Consider the following 13,601-nt stretch of genomic DNA (forward strand, 5'->3'; position numbering starts at 1 on the left):
ACTCAGTCGGCGAAATAGGCCTGTTCGGCCGCCAGCCGCGCCGCCTCGCGGCTGGCCGACACGCCTTCGAAGCCGTGCGGCGCGCGGGCGCCGCGGAAGCCGGTCCACTTCCAGCGATCGTCGCGCGCCGAGAAGCCGACGCGCGTGACTTGGAGGAAATCCTGGGGCTCGAGCTGGCCGGGCGCCGGCACGAGGTCTTCGAGGGAGAGCGCCCCGGCCCCGGGGCTGATCCATTCAAGCTGAGAGCTGCGTTCCAGGCTCATGGGACTACTCCGACGCGCCGCCGCCTCCTGCGGGGGCGCTTTCCCTATAGCCCGCCTTCCCCTTCGGCCCGGTTAAGCGCAGGCCGCGCATTCGAACGGCCTTCTTCACGGCCGGTCAGCGTGCTAACCGAGCCCACATGTCCCGCCTCTATGTCATCCTCGACGTCTTCACCGACGCCGCCCTCGCCGGAAACCCGCTCGCGGTGGTGCTCGACGCATCCGGCCTCGACGGCGCGGCGATGCAGCGGATCGCCCGCGAGTTCAACCTCTCCGAGACGGTGTTCCTGCTGCCCGCGGAGGACGAGGCCCGCAAGGCGCGCCTGAGGATCTTCACGCCGCACCGCGAGCTGCCTTTCGCCGGCCACCCCACGGTGGGCGCTGCGACGCTGCTCGGGCTGATGGAGGCCATGGCCGGCAAGGGCCGCGAGGCCGCCTTCGAGATCGAGGAAGCGGTCGGGGTGATCGCCTGCCGCACGGTCGCGAGCGGCAAGCGGGCCGGGCGCGCGGCGTTCGACCTGCCGCGCCTGCCGCAGCCGTCGGGCGCGCCGCCGGAGCCGGCGGCGGTCGCGGCCGCGCTCGGGCTGGCGACCGAGGATCTGGGATTCGACGGCCATGCGCCGTCGCGCTTCGACGCCGGAAACGCGTTCTGCTTCGTCCCGCTCTCGAGCCTCGACGCCCTCGCGCGCGCGAAGGCGAACAGCGCATGCTGGGGCGCCGGCTTCGGCGGCGACCTCGGCGCGTTCCTCTACACGCGCGAGACCGCCGACCCCGCCCTCGCCTTCCGGGCGCGGATGCTGGCGCCGGGCGTCGGCGAGGACCCGGCGACCGGCTCCGCCGCGGCCGCCTTCGCGGGCGTCGTCATGGCGTTCGACCGGCCATCGGATGGCGAGCATCTGCTGCGCATCGGGCAAGGCTACGAGATGGGCCGACCGAGCGTGATCGAGCTCGGCCTCACCGTCCGCGACCGCGCGCTGAGCTCCGCCAGCATCGGCGGCGCAGCCGTCGTGGTCGCCGAGGGCACGCTGTTCCTGCCGTGAAGCGCTAGCCCGAGAACTTGTTGGAGGCCGAGAAACCGCGCGGCGGAAGGCGGCCGGCCTCGGCGCGGTTTCCGACCCAGTCCCGAAGCTCCTCGCCCTTCAGCGACCAGACCTTGCCGCCATTGGTGACGAAGGAGAAGCCGTCGGCGAGGTTGAACACCTTGACGTCCGAGACGCTGCCGTCGCGATAGCGCTGCAGCCGCACGCCACGGCCGCGCGCCATCTCGGCGATCTGCGAGATCGGAAACAGCAGCAGCTTGCGGTTCTGGCCGATGATCGCGACCGTGTCGCCATCAGCGGGCGCAAAGCAGAGCACGCTCGCACCCTGGTCGAGGTTGACGACCTGCCGGCCCTTGCGGGTCGAGGAGAGCAGTTGGTCCTCCCCGACCACGAAGCCGCGCGCGTCGCTCGCCACGACGAGGCGTCGCGCTCCGGGCCTGTGCGCGAACACGTCCAGCACGTCCGCGCCCTCGTCGACGTCGACCATCAGCCTTATCGGCTCGCCCGCCCCGCGGCCGCCCGGCAGCTTGGAGGCGTCGAGGGTGTAGGCCTTGCCGTTCGTCGTCAGGACGATGAGCTTGGCGGTCGTCTCGGTCTGGAAGGTGAGCTTGAGGCTGTCGTCGGCCTTGAAGGTCAGGCCCGAGACGTCCTGGACATGGCCCTTCAGGGCGCGGATCCAGCCCTTCTCGGAGACCACGACGGTGATCGGCTCGCGCTCGATGAAGGCGTCCGCGACGTCCGCGGCTGCGGACGCAGGCGGCGTCTCGAAGGTGGTGCGGCGTCTGCCGAGCGGCGTGTCCGGACCGAAGCTCTTCGCCAGCCCGTCGAGCTCCTTGCCGACGCGCCGCCACTGCTTCGCCTCTGACGCCAGCAGGCCGCGCAGTTCCTCGCCTTCCTTCGTGAGCTTGTCGTGCTCCCGCCTGATCTCGATCTCCTCGAGCTTGGCGAGCGAGCGCAGCCGGATGTTGAGGATCGCGTCGGCCTGAAGCTCGGTCAGCGAGAACGCGGCGATCAGTTCGGCCTTCGGCTCGTCCGCCTGGCGAACGATGCGGATCACCTCGTCGACGTTCAGATAGGCGATCAGCAGGCCGTCGAGGATCTCGAGGCGTCGAACGATGGCGTCGAGTCGATGCTGCGAGCGACGCTGAATCACCTCGCGGCGATGGTCCAGCCAGTGCCGCAGCGCGTCCTTCAGGCTGAGCACGACCGGCGTCTGGCCGCGCACCAGCACGTTCATGTTGAGCGGAATGCGGGTTTCGAGCTCCGTCAGCCGGAACACCGACTCCATCATCACCGCGGCGTCGACGGTCCTGGCCCGCGGCTCGATCACCAGACGGATCTCGTCGGTCGACTCGTCGCGCACGTCGACCACCAGCGGCAGCTTGCGGTCGGTGATCAGCTCGGCCAGCCGCTCGACCAGCCGGCTCTTCGGCACGAGCCAGGGAATCTCCGTGACGACCGCCACCCAGGTCCCGCGGCCGAGATCCTCGACCTTCCAGCGCGCCCGCGTCCGGAACGCGCCGCGGCCGGTCCGGTACGCCTCGGCGATGGTCGCCGGACCGTCGATGACGACGCCGCCCGTCGGGAAGTCCGGGCCCTGCAGATGCGCCAGCAGATCGTCCGTCTCGGCGGCGGGGTTGGCCAGCAGCGCGCGCGCCGCCTCGACAAGCTCGGCGACGTTATGAGGGGGAATGGCCGTCGCCATCCCGACCGCGATCCCCTGGCTGCCATTGGCGAGCAGGTTGGGAAACGCGCCCGGCAGCACGATCGGCTCCTGCTCGGAGCCGTCATAGGTCGGGCGGTAGTCGACGGCGTTCTCTTCCAGCCCGTCGAGCAGCAGGCGCGCCACCTCGGTGAGCCGCGCCTCGGTGTAGCGCATGGCCGCCGCGTTATCGCCGTCCACATTGCCGAAGTTGCCCTGACCTTCGACCAGCGGCCAGCGCTGCGCGAAGTCCTGGGCGAGGCGGACCAGGGCGTCATAGACGGACTGGTCGCCATGCGGATGGTACTTGCCGATGACGTCGCCCACGACGCGGGCGCACTTCTTGAAGGCGGCGCCCGGGTCGAGCTTCAGCTCCCGCATCGCCCACAGCACGCGCCGGTGAACGGGCTTCAGCCCGTCCCTGACGTCCGGCAAGGCGCGCTGCGTGATGGTCGAGAGCGCGTAGGCGAGGTAGCGCTCCTCGAGCGCCGAGCGCAGCTCGACGGGGAGGACGCCATCCTCCGGCGGAGGCGCGAGTTCGCTCATGCCCCCCGATTAAGGGGTCGGCCGATTCGGAGCAACAAGCTCAAGGGTCGCGGCGCAAACGCAAAGATCCCGACGCGCCGGCGGCGGTCGGGATCTTTGCGCGAAGCGGCGGAGACCTCAGGCGTTCGGCAGATGCTGCAGCGGATCGACCGTGGTCGCGCCCTTGCGCACCTCGAAGTGAAGCTGAGGCGAGGAGACGTTGCCGGTGGAGCCGGACTTGGCGATGACCTGCCCGCGGCGGACGGTGTCGCCGCGCTTCACCTTCAGCGCGCTGTTGTGCGCATAGGCGGTGACCCAGCCATTGGAGTGGCGGATCAGCACGAGATTGCCGAAGCCCTTGAGCTCGCTGCCGGCGTAGGCCACGACGCCGTCGTCGGAGGCCTTGACGTCGGTGCCTTCCGGGACCGCGACATTGATGCCGTCATTGGTCGTGCCGCTGGCCTTCGAGCCGTAGGCCGAGATCACCCGGCCGCGGACGGGCCAACGGAACGACGGAGCAGAGTCCGCCGCCGGCGCCGGATCGACCTTGAGAGCCGCGGTCTTGACGTTGTCGTCCGCCGGCTTCGCCTCCGCGACGGGTGCAGGCGCGGGCTTGGCGACGGGCGCAGCAGCGACCTGCTGGGGCGCGGGCTTCGCCGCCGGCTCCGCGCCCTTCGGCTGCGCGCCGGTGACGAACTTCATCTCGCCATTGGGCGCAGCGTTCGCGACCTGCGCAGGGCCCGCGGGGCGCATCGGCGCCGGCGCGGGGCGGGTCATCGGAGCCGGAGCCGCTGCGACGCGCGCGGGACTCGGCGCCGGCGCTGCGGCGACCTGCTGGCCCGAGTAGGACGGGATGACGATCTGCTGACCCGGCGCCAGGCCGTTCGCGTTGCGCATGTTGTTGGCCTGCATGATCGCGGTCGCCGGCACGCCGTAGCGCTGCGAGAGCGTGTGCAGGCTCTCGCCCCGCTGCAGAGTCACGACGGTGCCGCCGTTCGACGACCAGCCGACCGCGCCTGAACGAGGCTCGGGGCTGCGCGCAGGCGGGAGCGCTCCCGTCGACCGCGGATCGACCGAAGACTGGCGATAGCCGCCGGAGTTCTCGAAGCCCCGCATCGGCCGGGCCTGCGCCGGAGGCGGCGCGCCCAGAGGCGCGCGCTCGACCCGGCTGCTCGGCGCCGCCTGAACGGAGCTCGTGTAGTCGGGCTCCGGCGCCCGCCTCTCCGCCGAGGCGGTCGAGAACGGATTGGAGAAAGGATCCTCGCCGAAGCGGGTGGTATCGGAGCTACAGGCTCCGAGAGCGCCAGCGCCAAGAGCGACCACAGCGGCGCGCGCCAGAAGCCGGGAACGCAGGCACGGAACGAAGTTACGCATGTTGGACACTCGCGACGAACTCGACCGACATGATCAGAGTTAAAGCGCGTTGAGGTAAACGGAGGGTTTAGGACGGCGCTCGCGGCCACGATCCGGCCGCAAATCTTGCCGCCGCGCCACGCGATCAGAGGGCCAACGCGACGCCCTCGAGCATGGGTTGCTGGCGGATCGAGCCGATCGTCGTCTCGTCGAGCGAGCCATCCTTGCCCTTGATGAAGCGGGTGAGTCGCTGACCGGCGGCGTCGCCGATCGGCGCGATCATCACCCCGCCGGGCTTGAGCTGGTTGAGCAGCGCCGATGGCGGCCTCTCGACCGCGGCGGCGACGAGGATGCGTTCGAAGGGCGCCTGAGCCGGACGGCCAAGAGCGCCGTCGCCGAGCACGAGCGTGCAGTTCGACGCTCCGCCAAGCTCCGCAATCCGGCGCTCGGCGTTCTCGATCAGCGTGCGGAACCGGTCGACGCTGACCACCCGGCGCGCGAGCCGGGACAGGATCGCGGCGCAGTAGCCCGTGCCGGTCCCGATCTCGAGCACGTTATCGAGATCGCCGACCGCTAGCCCGTCCACCATCATGGCGATCTGCGACGGCGATTCGAGCGTCTGCCCGCAGGCGATCGGCAGGGAGCGGTCCGCATAGGCCACGGCGCGGTGGCGGGCAGGCGCGAACAGCGCACGCGGAATCGTCTCGAGCGCCTTCAGGGTGCGGGTGTGCAGCACGCCCCGGCTTCTCAGCGCAAGCACCAGCTCGGCGCGCCGGGTGCGTTCGGCGTCGTCGGCGGTCATGCTCATGCGACTCGCATCCTCAGGCGTCGGCGAAGGCCGCAGTCAGTCCGTCGAAGAGCGCCTCGTCAGTCAAGTCGATCTTCAGGGGAGTGACCGAGATCTGGCGCGACCTGACGGCGGCGAGATCGGTGCCCTCCTGCGCCACGTAGTCGGCGCGACCGAAGACGATCCAGAAATAGGGATTGCCGCGACCATCGTTGCGGCCCTCGATCTTAAGCAGTTCCTGGTTGCGCTGGCCCTGCCGTGTCACGGCGACGCCGACCACCTCCTCGCCGAGGCAGCCCGGGAAATTGACGTTGACCAGGCGATCGCGCTGGAAACCCGCCTTCACGATCCGGCGCACCACGTCGGCGCCGTGGCACCGGGCGGAATCGAAGATGTCTCCGACCTCCCGGGCGCGGTCGTAGTTCTGCGACAGCGCGATCGACGGGATGCCGAGAAGGGTGCCCTCCATGGCGCCCGCGATGGTGCCCGAATAGGTGACGTCCTCGGCGACGTTCTGCCCGCGATTGACGCCCGAGAGAATCAGGTCCGGCCGCTTGTCCGCCAGCAGATGGCGGACGCCCATAATGACGCAGTCGCTTGGCGTGCCGCGCACCGCGAAGCGCTTGTCGCCGATTTCACGCAGCCGGAGCGGATCGCTCAGCGAGATCGAATGCGACGCCCCGGACTGGTCCGTCTCGGGCGCGACGATCCAGACGTCGTCGGAGAGCTCCCGCGCGATCTGCTCGAGCGTCTCGAGCCCTTCGGCATGCACGCCGTCGTCATTGGTCAGGAGGATTCTCAAGACGCCCGCTCAATCTTCTCGAGCCCGCCCATATAGGGCTGAAGCGCGGTCGGGATCGCGACAGAGCCGTCTTCCTGCTGGTAGTTCTCCAGGACCGCGACCAATGCGCGCCCGACAGCGACGCCGGAGCCGTTCAGGGTGTGCACGAAGCGCGGGCCCTTGGAGTCGGCCGGGCGATACCGCGCGTTCATCCGGCGCGCCTGGAAGTCGCCGCAGACCGAGCAGCTGGATATCTCCCGGTAGGTGTTCTGGGCCGGAAGCCAGACCTCGATGTCGTAGGTCTTCTGCGAGGAGAAGCCCATGTCGCCGGTGCAGAGCGTCATGGTGCGGAACGGCAGGTCGAGCCGCTTAAGCACCTCCTCGGCGCAGCCGAGCATCCGCTCGTGCTCCTCGAGGCTCTTTTCCGGCGTGGTGACCGAGACCAGCTCCACCTTGGTGAACTGGTGCTGGCGGATCAGGCCGCGCGTGTCGCGACCGGCCGCCCCCGCCTCGGCGCGGAAGCACGGCGTGCCGGCGGTGACCCGGAGGGGCAGCTCCTCCTCTGGAAGGATCTGCTCGCGCACGAGGTTGGTGAGAGAGACCTCCGCCGTCGGAATCAGCCAGAAATCGAAACTCGTGCGGAACTGGTCATCGGCGAACTTCGGCAGCTGCGCGGTGCCGAACATCGCCTCGTCGCGCACCAGAAGCGGCGGCGCGACCTCAGTGTAGCCGTGCTCGCTCGTGTGAAGGTCGAGCATGAAGCTCGCCAGCGCGCGCTCGAGACGCGCCACCTGCCCCTTCAGCACCGCGAAGCGCGCGCCCGACATGCGGGCGGCGGCCTCGAAATCGATCAGGCCGAGAGCCTCGCCAAGCTCGTAATGGGCCCGCGGATCGTGGATCTCGCGCGGCTCGCCGACGCGGCGCAGCTCGACATTGTCGCTCTCGTCCTTGCCGTCCGGCACGTCCTCGAGCGGGATGTTGGGGATCTCGGCGAGCGTCGCGTGAAGCTCCTCCTCGATCGCCTTCTGCTCGAACTCGACGACCGGAATGTCCTGCTTGAGCTGGGCGACCTCGGCGATCAGGGCCTCTGCGCGCGCCTCGTCCTTCTGAGCCTTCGCCTGGCCGACCTCCTTGGAGGCGGAGTTGCGACGCTCCTGCATGACCTGCAGCCGCCCGATGATCTCGCGCCGGCGCTCGTCGACCGCGATCAGCCGCGGGCTCTGCGGCGTCAGTCCCCGACGCGCGAGTCCCCGGTCGAACATCTCCGGATTGTCGCGGATCAGGCGGATGTCATGCATTGGAGCAGAAGTCCTTCGATTGATCTGGATGCGGGCGTCGTGACGCGGCCGCAGTCACTGGCGGAGAAGCCCTGTCCGCCTCCCCGGGATAGGCCAGAGGATCGATGAAGACGCGCAGGGCGGTCGGGCCCTACTCCGGCGCGCTTGCGGCGGCGTCCGCCTTCGCCTGCTTCTTCTCGACCATCTTCACGACCCAGATGGAGGCTTCGTAGAGAAGCAGCGTAGGCACCGCAAGCGCGACCTGGCTGATGACGTCAGGGGGCGTCAGCACCGCGGCGATCGCGAACACCGCCACGATGGCGTAGCGCCGCTTGGCGATCAGCCAATTGGAGTCGATGAATCCGGCGCGCGCCAGCAGCGTGAGGATCACCGGCGTCTGGAAGCAGATCCCGAAGGCGAAGATCAGCGTCATGATCAGCGAAAGATACTCGCTGGTCCGCGCGATCAGCTCGATCGAGGCGTGTCCGTCCCCGCCGGTCTGCTGCATCGACAGGAAGAACCGCATCGCCAGCGGCATCGCGGCGAAATAGACGAACGCCGCGCCGAGCAGGAACAGGACCGGCGTCGCGATCAGGTAGGGCAGGAAGGCCTGCCGCTCGTTCTTGTAGAGGCCGGGAGCGACGAACTTGTAGATCTGGTTCGCGACCAGCGGGAAGGAGATGAAGCCCGCGCCGAACATCGCGAGCTTGATCTGGGTGATGAAGAACTCCTGCGGCGCGGTGTACTGCAGCCGGATCGCCTCGGCCGACCCGGCCGCGATCTCGTAGGGCACGAGCAGGATGTTGAAGATGTGGCCCGCCACCGAGAAGCAGATCGCGAAGGCGACCACGAAGGCGAGGATGGATTTGATCAGCCGCGAGCGCAGCTCGATCAGATGGTCCATCAGCGGCGCCTTGGTGGCGTCGATGTCGGCCTGGGTCACGCGCGCGCTCCGGGAGCGGGATCACCGGACGCCGCCACAGGATCGGAACCGGAGGGGTGAGTTGATCCGTTGGCCCTGGCCGGCAGCTCAGGGTCGGCGGTCGGCGCGCTGCTCGGCGCCGGAGTCGCATCCGCCTCGGGCTCGGGAGCGAGAGCCGAGGGCGCGTCCGCCGCGCCGGTCGCCGCTGCGCCGGCCAGCGCAGACGGCGTGGGTTTGGAAGGCGCGGTCAGCGCGCTTCTGATCTCGTCGCGCGCCATTTTGAACGGATCGGGCGCGCTGACCATCTTGTTCGCAGTGTCCTTCAGGCCCGTGAGGTCCTTCTGGAGATCGTCGAGTTCGGCCTCCCGCAGGGCCTCGTTGAACTGCGACTGGAAATCGCCGGCCATCCGCCGCAGCGTGGCGACGGTCTTGCCCAGCTGACGCAGCAGCGGCGGCAGGTCGCGCGGCCCTATGACGACGAGCGCGACCACTGCGACGACCAGGAACTCGGACCAGGCTATGTCGAACATCTGTCAGGCCGCCGGCGGGCAAGGCGACAAGCGGCGCCCCGCGGCGCCGCCCGGCCGAGCCTGCAAGTTACGACTGGCGGCCGTCGACGCTGCCGACGGTCGGCCGAACCTGCGGATCGGCGCGGTGTTCGATCGTCTGGGCGCCCCGCTGCTGGGACATGCCGTCGGCGACCTCGTCCTCTTCCGAAAGGCCCTTCTTGAAGCTTTTGATGCCCTTGGCCATGTCGCCCATGATGTCGGAGATCTTCCCGCGGCCGCCGAACAGCAGCAACACGAGAACGCCGACGACCAGCCAGTGCGTGAGGCTCATGACGTTTCCTTTCGATCAGCCGGAAGGCGCTCGCAGCGGCCCGACGCATGACGGAGGCCAGTCCAGCATGATCGGAAACTAGGTCCCGGGAGTCGGAAACACAAGGACTTCGGCAGGTTGTGGCATCACGCCGCCGTCAGGCGCTAGACGGGCGCGCTAGAGGTCTCGACGTTCCTGCGATCCCTCGCCAGCCGCGTCGTCCGGGGCGACCGCCGGCTCGAACGGGTCGTCGTCCTCGAGCGGATCCTCGTCGGCGCGCAATCCGTCATCGTCGCTCGGCGGCGGCAGGTCGAGGCCCGGCGGCAGACGGGCGTCGAGCAGTCCGGCCGCCTTCAGCTCGGCGAGTCCCGGGAGGTCGGAGACCTGCTCCAGCCCGAAATGGTCGAGGAACGCCGGAGTGGTGCCGAAGGTCACGGGACGTCCGGGCGAGCGGCGTCGCCCCCGCAGCCGGATGAAGCCCGCTTCGAGAAGCGTCTCGAGCGTGCCGCGCGAGGTCGCGACGCCGCGGATCTCCTCTATCTCGGCCCGGGTGGTCGGCTGGTGGTAGGCGATGATCGCCAGGGTCTCGATCGCGGCCCGGGACAGCTTCTTGGTCTCGCGCGCTCCCGCAACGACAGCGGCGGCGACCTCCGGCGCGGTGCGGAACGCCCAGCCGGCCCCGACGCGTCGAAGATTGACGCCCCGGCCCGCGTAGTCCTGGACGAGCATCCGCAGGACCAGCCTGAGATCTGCGCCGGGCGGCAGCCGCGCGGCGAGCGCCGCCTCATCCACCGGCGCGGGAGACGCGAACAGCGTCGCCTCGACGATGTTGCGGTGGAGCGGATCGACACGCGAGCGTTCGTCGGCGGTCAGCCTGCCGTCGAGCCCTTCGAGCGGCAGCGGAGGAGCGTCGTGCGGCCCGCTCACCCTTCTTCCTTCCGAACCACTGCGAGCGGAGCGCCGCTGCGCACGAAGAGCGGCCCAAAGGCCCGCTCCTGTCTCAGTTCCAACCGCCCCTCACGGGCGAGTTCCAGGGAGGCGCCGAAGCCCGCGGCGAGCACCGAGGCCCGCATCTCCGGGTTCATGTAGCGCAACAGCAGCGCGTCGAGCCGCGACCAGTCGGCGGCGCGCCCGACGAGCCGCTCAAGAGCGGCGCGAGCTTCGGCGAGCGTCCATGTCGGACGCCGTTCCACGGTCACGGCGCTCTTGAGATTTCGGGTTCTCTGTCGGGCGTAAGCGCTGAGAAGATCGTACAAAGTCGCCGTCCAGAGAGGCGGCGCCTGCTGCGCCTGCGCTGGCGCCTCGCCTCGCGCGAAGACATCGCGGTCGAGCAACGGGCGGTCGAACAGCGCGTTGCCTGCGGCCCGCATGGCCTCCAGCCTGCGCAACCGGAACGCCAGAGCGGCCGCCACCATCGAGGCCGGCGGCTCCTCCTCGTCCGCGGGCGCATCAGGCGCGAGCAGCCGAGACTTCAGATACGCCAGCCACGCCGCCATCACGAGGTAGTCGGCCGCGAGGTCGAGACGCTCCGCGCGGGCGACCTCCACGAAGGCGAGGTACTGCTCGGCGAGCTCCAGGATCGAGATGCGGGCGAGATCAACCTTCTGGCGGCGCGCAAGGTCGAGCAGCAGGTCGAGCGGCCCTTCAAAGCCGTCGAGATCGACGACGAAGGCCTTGCCCGCGGTCTCCGCGCGCTCGTCCGCTTCGAAAGAGCCTGACGCTTCGAGCCCATCTTCGGCCAAGGCCGCGCCTCCGGCGGCGTCAGACGCTCGCGCTCTCGAGGAGTTGGTCGCGCGCCGCTGCGAGCGCCGCGACATCGACCTCCGCGCGCGGCCCCAGCAGAGCAAGCGCCCTGGCGGCCCGATCGGCTGACCGTCCCTCGAGCCGCGGCGCCGCCGCCGCGACCTCGAGCATTTCACTCATCGCGCCGTTGCAATGCAAGGCGACGTCGCAGCCCGCGGCGAACGCCCTCGCCGCCGAGTCGCCCACGCCCCCGGAGAGGGCCTTCATCGAGAGGTCGTCGGTCAGCAACAGCCCGTCGAAGCCGATTTGGCCGCGGATGATTCCGCCGATCACGGCCGCCGACAGGGTGGCGGGCTGCTCCGGGTCGATGGCCTCGAACACGATGTGACCGGTCATGCCGATCGGCGCGTCCGCAAGAGCCCGGAACGGGCGGAAGTCGGTCGCCTCCAACGTGGCGCGGTCGGCGCTGACGCGGGGAAGGTGGAAGTGGCTGTCGACGGTGGCGCGGCCATGTCCCGGCATGTGCTTGACCACCGGGAGCGCGCCGCCCGCCAGGAGGCCGTCGATGACCGCCCGGCCCAGCCTTGCGATCGCTTCCGGGGCGGTCGCGTAGGCGCGGTCGCCGATGGCGTCCGTCATGCCCTGGGCCGGGAGATCGAGCACGGGCAGGCAATCGACAGTCACGCCGAGGCTCGACAGCTCGGCGCCGAGAAGCTCGGCTCCCAGACGCGCCGCCGTGAGCGCCGCCTGAGGGTCAAACTCGTAGAGCCGTCCATACGCGGCCGCCGCCGGGTGCGCAGAGGCGAGCGGGGGCCGGATGCGCTGGACGCGGCCGCCTTCCTGGTCGATCAGCACCGGGGCGCCAGAGCGGCCGACCGCTTCGCGGAACTGGCCGCACAGGCTTCGGATCTGGTCTGGCGACTCGATGTTGCGGCCGAAAAGGATCAGGCCCCACGGCTCGGCGTCACGAAAGAACGCCCGTTCCTCCGGCGTGAGCGCAAGTCCGTGGCAGCCGGAGATGAATGCGCGGGTCGCCATGGAGCCGGACTGATGGGAGGAACTGGTAATGGAGGTCGCGCGGACGACAGGCGCCGCGCGACGTCTTGCAGCGGCCGGGCCTAGTTGCGCGCGACCACGCAGTCGCCGCCGGCGGCGCGCAGGTTGTTGCACACCGTGGAGGCGTCGGTGCTGCTGCCGAACGGGCCGACGCGGACACGGTAATAGGTCCCACGGTCGCCGACGGTCGCGCTCTGAATCGACGCCTGGTAGCTGCCCAGCACCTGCGGGAAGCGCTTCTGCAGCGAAGCGAAGGCCGCCCGGGCCTCCTCCTCTGAGCGCTGCGAACTCACCTGAACGACGTAGCCGCCGGCGGCCGCGCGGGCCGGGGACGGCGTCGGCGCAGGAGCGCGCGGGGCCACGGCGGCGACCTGCTCAGGCTCGGTCCGAGCCGGCGCGGCAGGCTTCGGCGCGGCCTTCGGAGCCGCGGCGGGCGCAGCTTTCGGGGTGGCGGCGACGCGCTGCTCCGGCTGGGGAGCCGCCCTCTCGGGCTGAGCCGGCCCTTCCGCCATGATGCCGTCGTCGAAGTCGCTGCGCGGCGCCTCGCCGGTCCTCGCCGCTTCCGCGATGGGATCGGCGGCCGGAGCCGCAGCGCCCGCCGGCGCGGCAGGCGCCTCCGCCATCGAGCCATCCGGGCGAATGGTCATCGTCTTGACCTTGCGGGGGCCCTCGCCATTGGTGGAGGGTGCCGTTCGCTCCGCCGTCGCGGCCCCCTGCGGCAGGATGATGCGCGCGCCCTCGTTCCGCGGCGCGGCCGAGGGAGCCGGAAGATCGACCGGCTCCTCCTCGCGGGAGACGACCTTCGAGTTCGCCTGCCCGCCTGCGTCGACCCTGTCATAGACCGCCTTGGAGGGCTGCTGCGCGGTGTCGGACTTTTCCGGAACGGTCTTCACCGGCTCGGTGTCGGCCCTGATCAGGGGCGCCTCGCCATTGGCGCCGCCAGAGCCGAGCATCTTGTATCCGACGACGCCGGCGCCGCCGACGAGCGCGACCGCGAGCACCGCGCCCACCATCATCAGCCCGCTGCGGCCGCCGCCCCCGAGCGAGCGACGATCGGGCTCGTACTCGTAATAGAGCGGGTTGCCGTCCTGATCGTAGCCGTAGGGCTCGTCCGGATTGGGCGCATAGGCGCGCGGATCGTAGACCGGCTCCTCGTCAGGGTAGCCGTGCGCAGCCTGAGGCCGGCCGGCCTGATCGTAGTGGTGGCCGGCGCGCAGGTCGTAGTCGTCATAGGCGGCGAACTCTTCGGTTCGAGCGCCCGCGGCGCCGCCGCGCCTTACAGCTTGGTTTTGCATTTCACCGGCCTCCGCGCGCCTTCCATAAGAGCGGCCGCGTC

At 70.1% G+C, this 13,601-nt stretch carries 14 protein-coding genes; 1 reads left to right on the forward strand and 13 read right to left on the reverse strand.

What is annotated here, in order from left to right; all coding sequences use genetic code 11:
* Positions 1-2: 2 nt before the first annotated feature.
* Positions 3-263 (reverse strand): hypothetical protein, encoded by a 261-nt coding sequence (locus GGR24_RS14730; RefSeq protein WP_183396137.1) that lies wholly within the window; start codon positions 261-263, stop codon positions 3-5.
* 137 nt (positions 264-400) lie between these two features.
* On the opposite strand from GGR24_RS14730, the gene GGR24_RS14735 reads away from it, so the two are divergent.
* Entirely contained in the window at positions 401-1,300 is a 900-nt protein-coding gene (locus tag GGR24_RS14735; RefSeq protein ID WP_183396138.1) for a PhzF family phenazine biosynthesis protein, read from the forward strand.
* Between the two features lie 4 nt (positions 1,301-1,304).
* Here the strand turns inward: GGR24_RS14735 and parC are convergent, their stop codons facing one another.
* From parC to GGR24_RS14795, 12 genes are all read right to left on the reverse strand, one after another.
* Positions 1,305-3,548, reverse strand: coding sequence for a DNA topoisomerase IV subunit A (gene parC / locus GGR24_RS14740; RefSeq protein ID WP_183396139.1), 2,244 nt, complete (start codon positions 3,546-3,548; stop codon positions 1,305-1,307).
* Between the two features lie 117 nt (positions 3,549-3,665).
* Positions 3,666-4,901, reverse strand: coding sequence for a M23 family metallopeptidase (locus tag GGR24_RS14745; RefSeq protein ID WP_183396140.1), 1,236 nt, complete (start codon positions 4,899-4,901; stop codon positions 3,666-3,668).
* A 124-nt stretch (positions 4,902-5,025) separates the two neighbouring features.
* Positions 5,026-5,688: a protein-L-isoaspartate(D-aspartate) O-methyltransferase gene (locus tag GGR24_RS14750; RefSeq protein ID WP_183396141.1), complete on the reverse strand. Its 663-nt coding sequence runs from the start codon at positions 5,686-5,688 to the stop codon at positions 5,026-5,028.
* Between the two features lie 13 nt (positions 5,689-5,701).
* Positions 5,702-6,469: a 5'/3'-nucleotidase SurE gene (gene surE, locus GGR24_RS14755; RefSeq protein WP_183396142.1), complete on the reverse strand. Its 768-nt coding sequence runs from the start codon at positions 6,467-6,469 to the stop codon at positions 5,702-5,704.
* The gene (gene serS / locus GGR24_RS14760) at positions 6,466-7,746 is read right to left on the reverse strand and encodes a serine--tRNA ligase (RefSeq protein WP_183396143.1); all 1,281 of its coding nucleotides are present in this window, start codon (positions 7,744-7,746) and stop codon (positions 6,466-6,468) included. Before serS ends, surE begins: the two co-directional genes overlap by 4 nt.
* A gap of 130 nt (positions 7,747-7,876) precedes the next feature.
* Positions 7,877-8,668, reverse strand: a complete 792-nt coding sequence (tatC, locus tag GGR24_RS14765) for a twin-arginine translocase subunit TatC (RefSeq protein WP_183396144.1) — start codon at positions 8,666-8,668, stop codon at positions 7,877-7,879.
* Entirely contained in the window at positions 8,665-9,177 is a 513-nt protein-coding gene (gene tatB, locus GGR24_RS14770; RefSeq protein WP_183396145.1) for a Sec-independent protein translocase protein TatB, read from the reverse strand. Before tatB ends, tatC begins: the two co-directional genes overlap by 4 nt.
* 67 nt (positions 9,178-9,244) lie before the next feature.
* On the reverse strand, positions 9,245-9,487 hold the full coding sequence (locus GGR24_RS14775) for a twin-arginine translocase TatA/TatE family subunit (protein ID WP_183396146.1): 243 nt from the start codon (positions 9,485-9,487) through the stop codon (positions 9,245-9,247).
* A gap of 156 nt (positions 9,488-9,643) precedes the next feature.
* Positions 9,644-10,393, reverse strand: coding sequence for an SMC-Scp complex subunit ScpB (scpB, locus tag GGR24_RS14780; RefSeq protein ID WP_183396147.1), 750 nt, complete (start codon positions 10,391-10,393; stop codon positions 9,644-9,646).
* Entirely contained in the window at positions 10,390-11,208 is an 819-nt protein-coding gene (locus GGR24_RS14785; RefSeq protein WP_246398516.1) for a segregation and condensation protein A, read from the reverse strand. Before GGR24_RS14785 ends, scpB begins: the two co-directional genes overlap by 4 nt.
* A 19-nt stretch (positions 11,209-11,227) precedes the next feature.
* The gene (gene nagZ / locus GGR24_RS14790; protein ID WP_183396149.1) at positions 11,228-12,247 is read right to left on the reverse strand and encodes a beta-N-acetylhexosaminidase; all 1,020 of its coding nucleotides are present in this window, start codon (positions 12,245-12,247) and stop codon (positions 11,228-11,230) included.
* A gap of 80 nt (positions 12,248-12,327) precedes the next feature.
* Positions 12,328-13,560 carry an SPOR domain-containing protein gene (locus GGR24_RS14795; protein ID WP_183396150.1) on the reverse strand — a complete coding sequence of 411 codons (1,233 nt, stop codon included), beginning with the start codon at positions 13,558-13,560 and terminating at the stop codon, positions 12,328-12,330.
* Positions 13,561-13,601 lie beyond the last annotated feature (41 nt).

The organism is Hansschlegelia beijingensis, assembly GCF_014196425.1.
GTDB classification, from domain to species: Bacteria; Pseudomonadota; Alphaproteobacteria; order Rhizobiales; family Methylopilaceae; genus Methylopila; species Methylopila beijingensis.

Coding starts and splice junctions, on each gene's coding strand:
- GGR24_RS14730 (WP_183396137.1), bottom strand. CDS start 263: ATGAGCCTGGAACGCAGCTCTCAGCTTGAATGGATCAGCCCCGGGGCC.
- GGR24_RS14735 (WP_183396138.1), top strand. CDS start 401: ATGTCCCGCCTCTATGTCATCCTCGACGTCTTCACCGACGCCGCCCTC.
- parC (WP_183396139.1), bottom strand. CDS start 3,548: ATGAGCGAACTCGCGCCTCCGCCGGAGGATGGCGTCCTCCCCGTCGAG.
- GGR24_RS14745 (WP_183396140.1), bottom strand. CDS start 4,901: ATGCGTAACTTCGTTCCGTGCCTGCGTTCCCGGCTTCTGGCGCGCGCC.
- GGR24_RS14750 (WP_183396141.1), bottom strand. CDS start 5,688: ATGAGCATGACCGCCGACGACGCCGAACGCACCCGGCGCGCCGAGCTG.
- serS (WP_183396143.1), bottom strand. CDS start 7,746: ATGCATGACATCCGCCTGATCCGCGACAATCCGGAGATGTTCGACCGG.
- tatB (WP_183396145.1), bottom strand. CDS start 9,177: ATGTTCGACATAGCCTGGTCCGAGTTCCTGGTCGTCGCAGTGGTCGCG.
- GGR24_RS14775 (WP_183396146.1), bottom strand. CDS start 9,487: ATGAGCCTCACGCACTGGCTGGTCGTCGGCGTTCTCGTGTTGCTGCTG.
- nagZ (WP_183396149.1), bottom strand. CDS start 12,247: ATGGCGACCCGCGCATTCATCTCCGGCTGCCACGGACTTGCGCTCACG.
- GGR24_RS14795 (WP_183396150.1), bottom strand. CDS start 13,560: ATGCAAAACCAAGCTGTAAGGCGCGGCGGCGCCGCGGGCGCTCGAACC.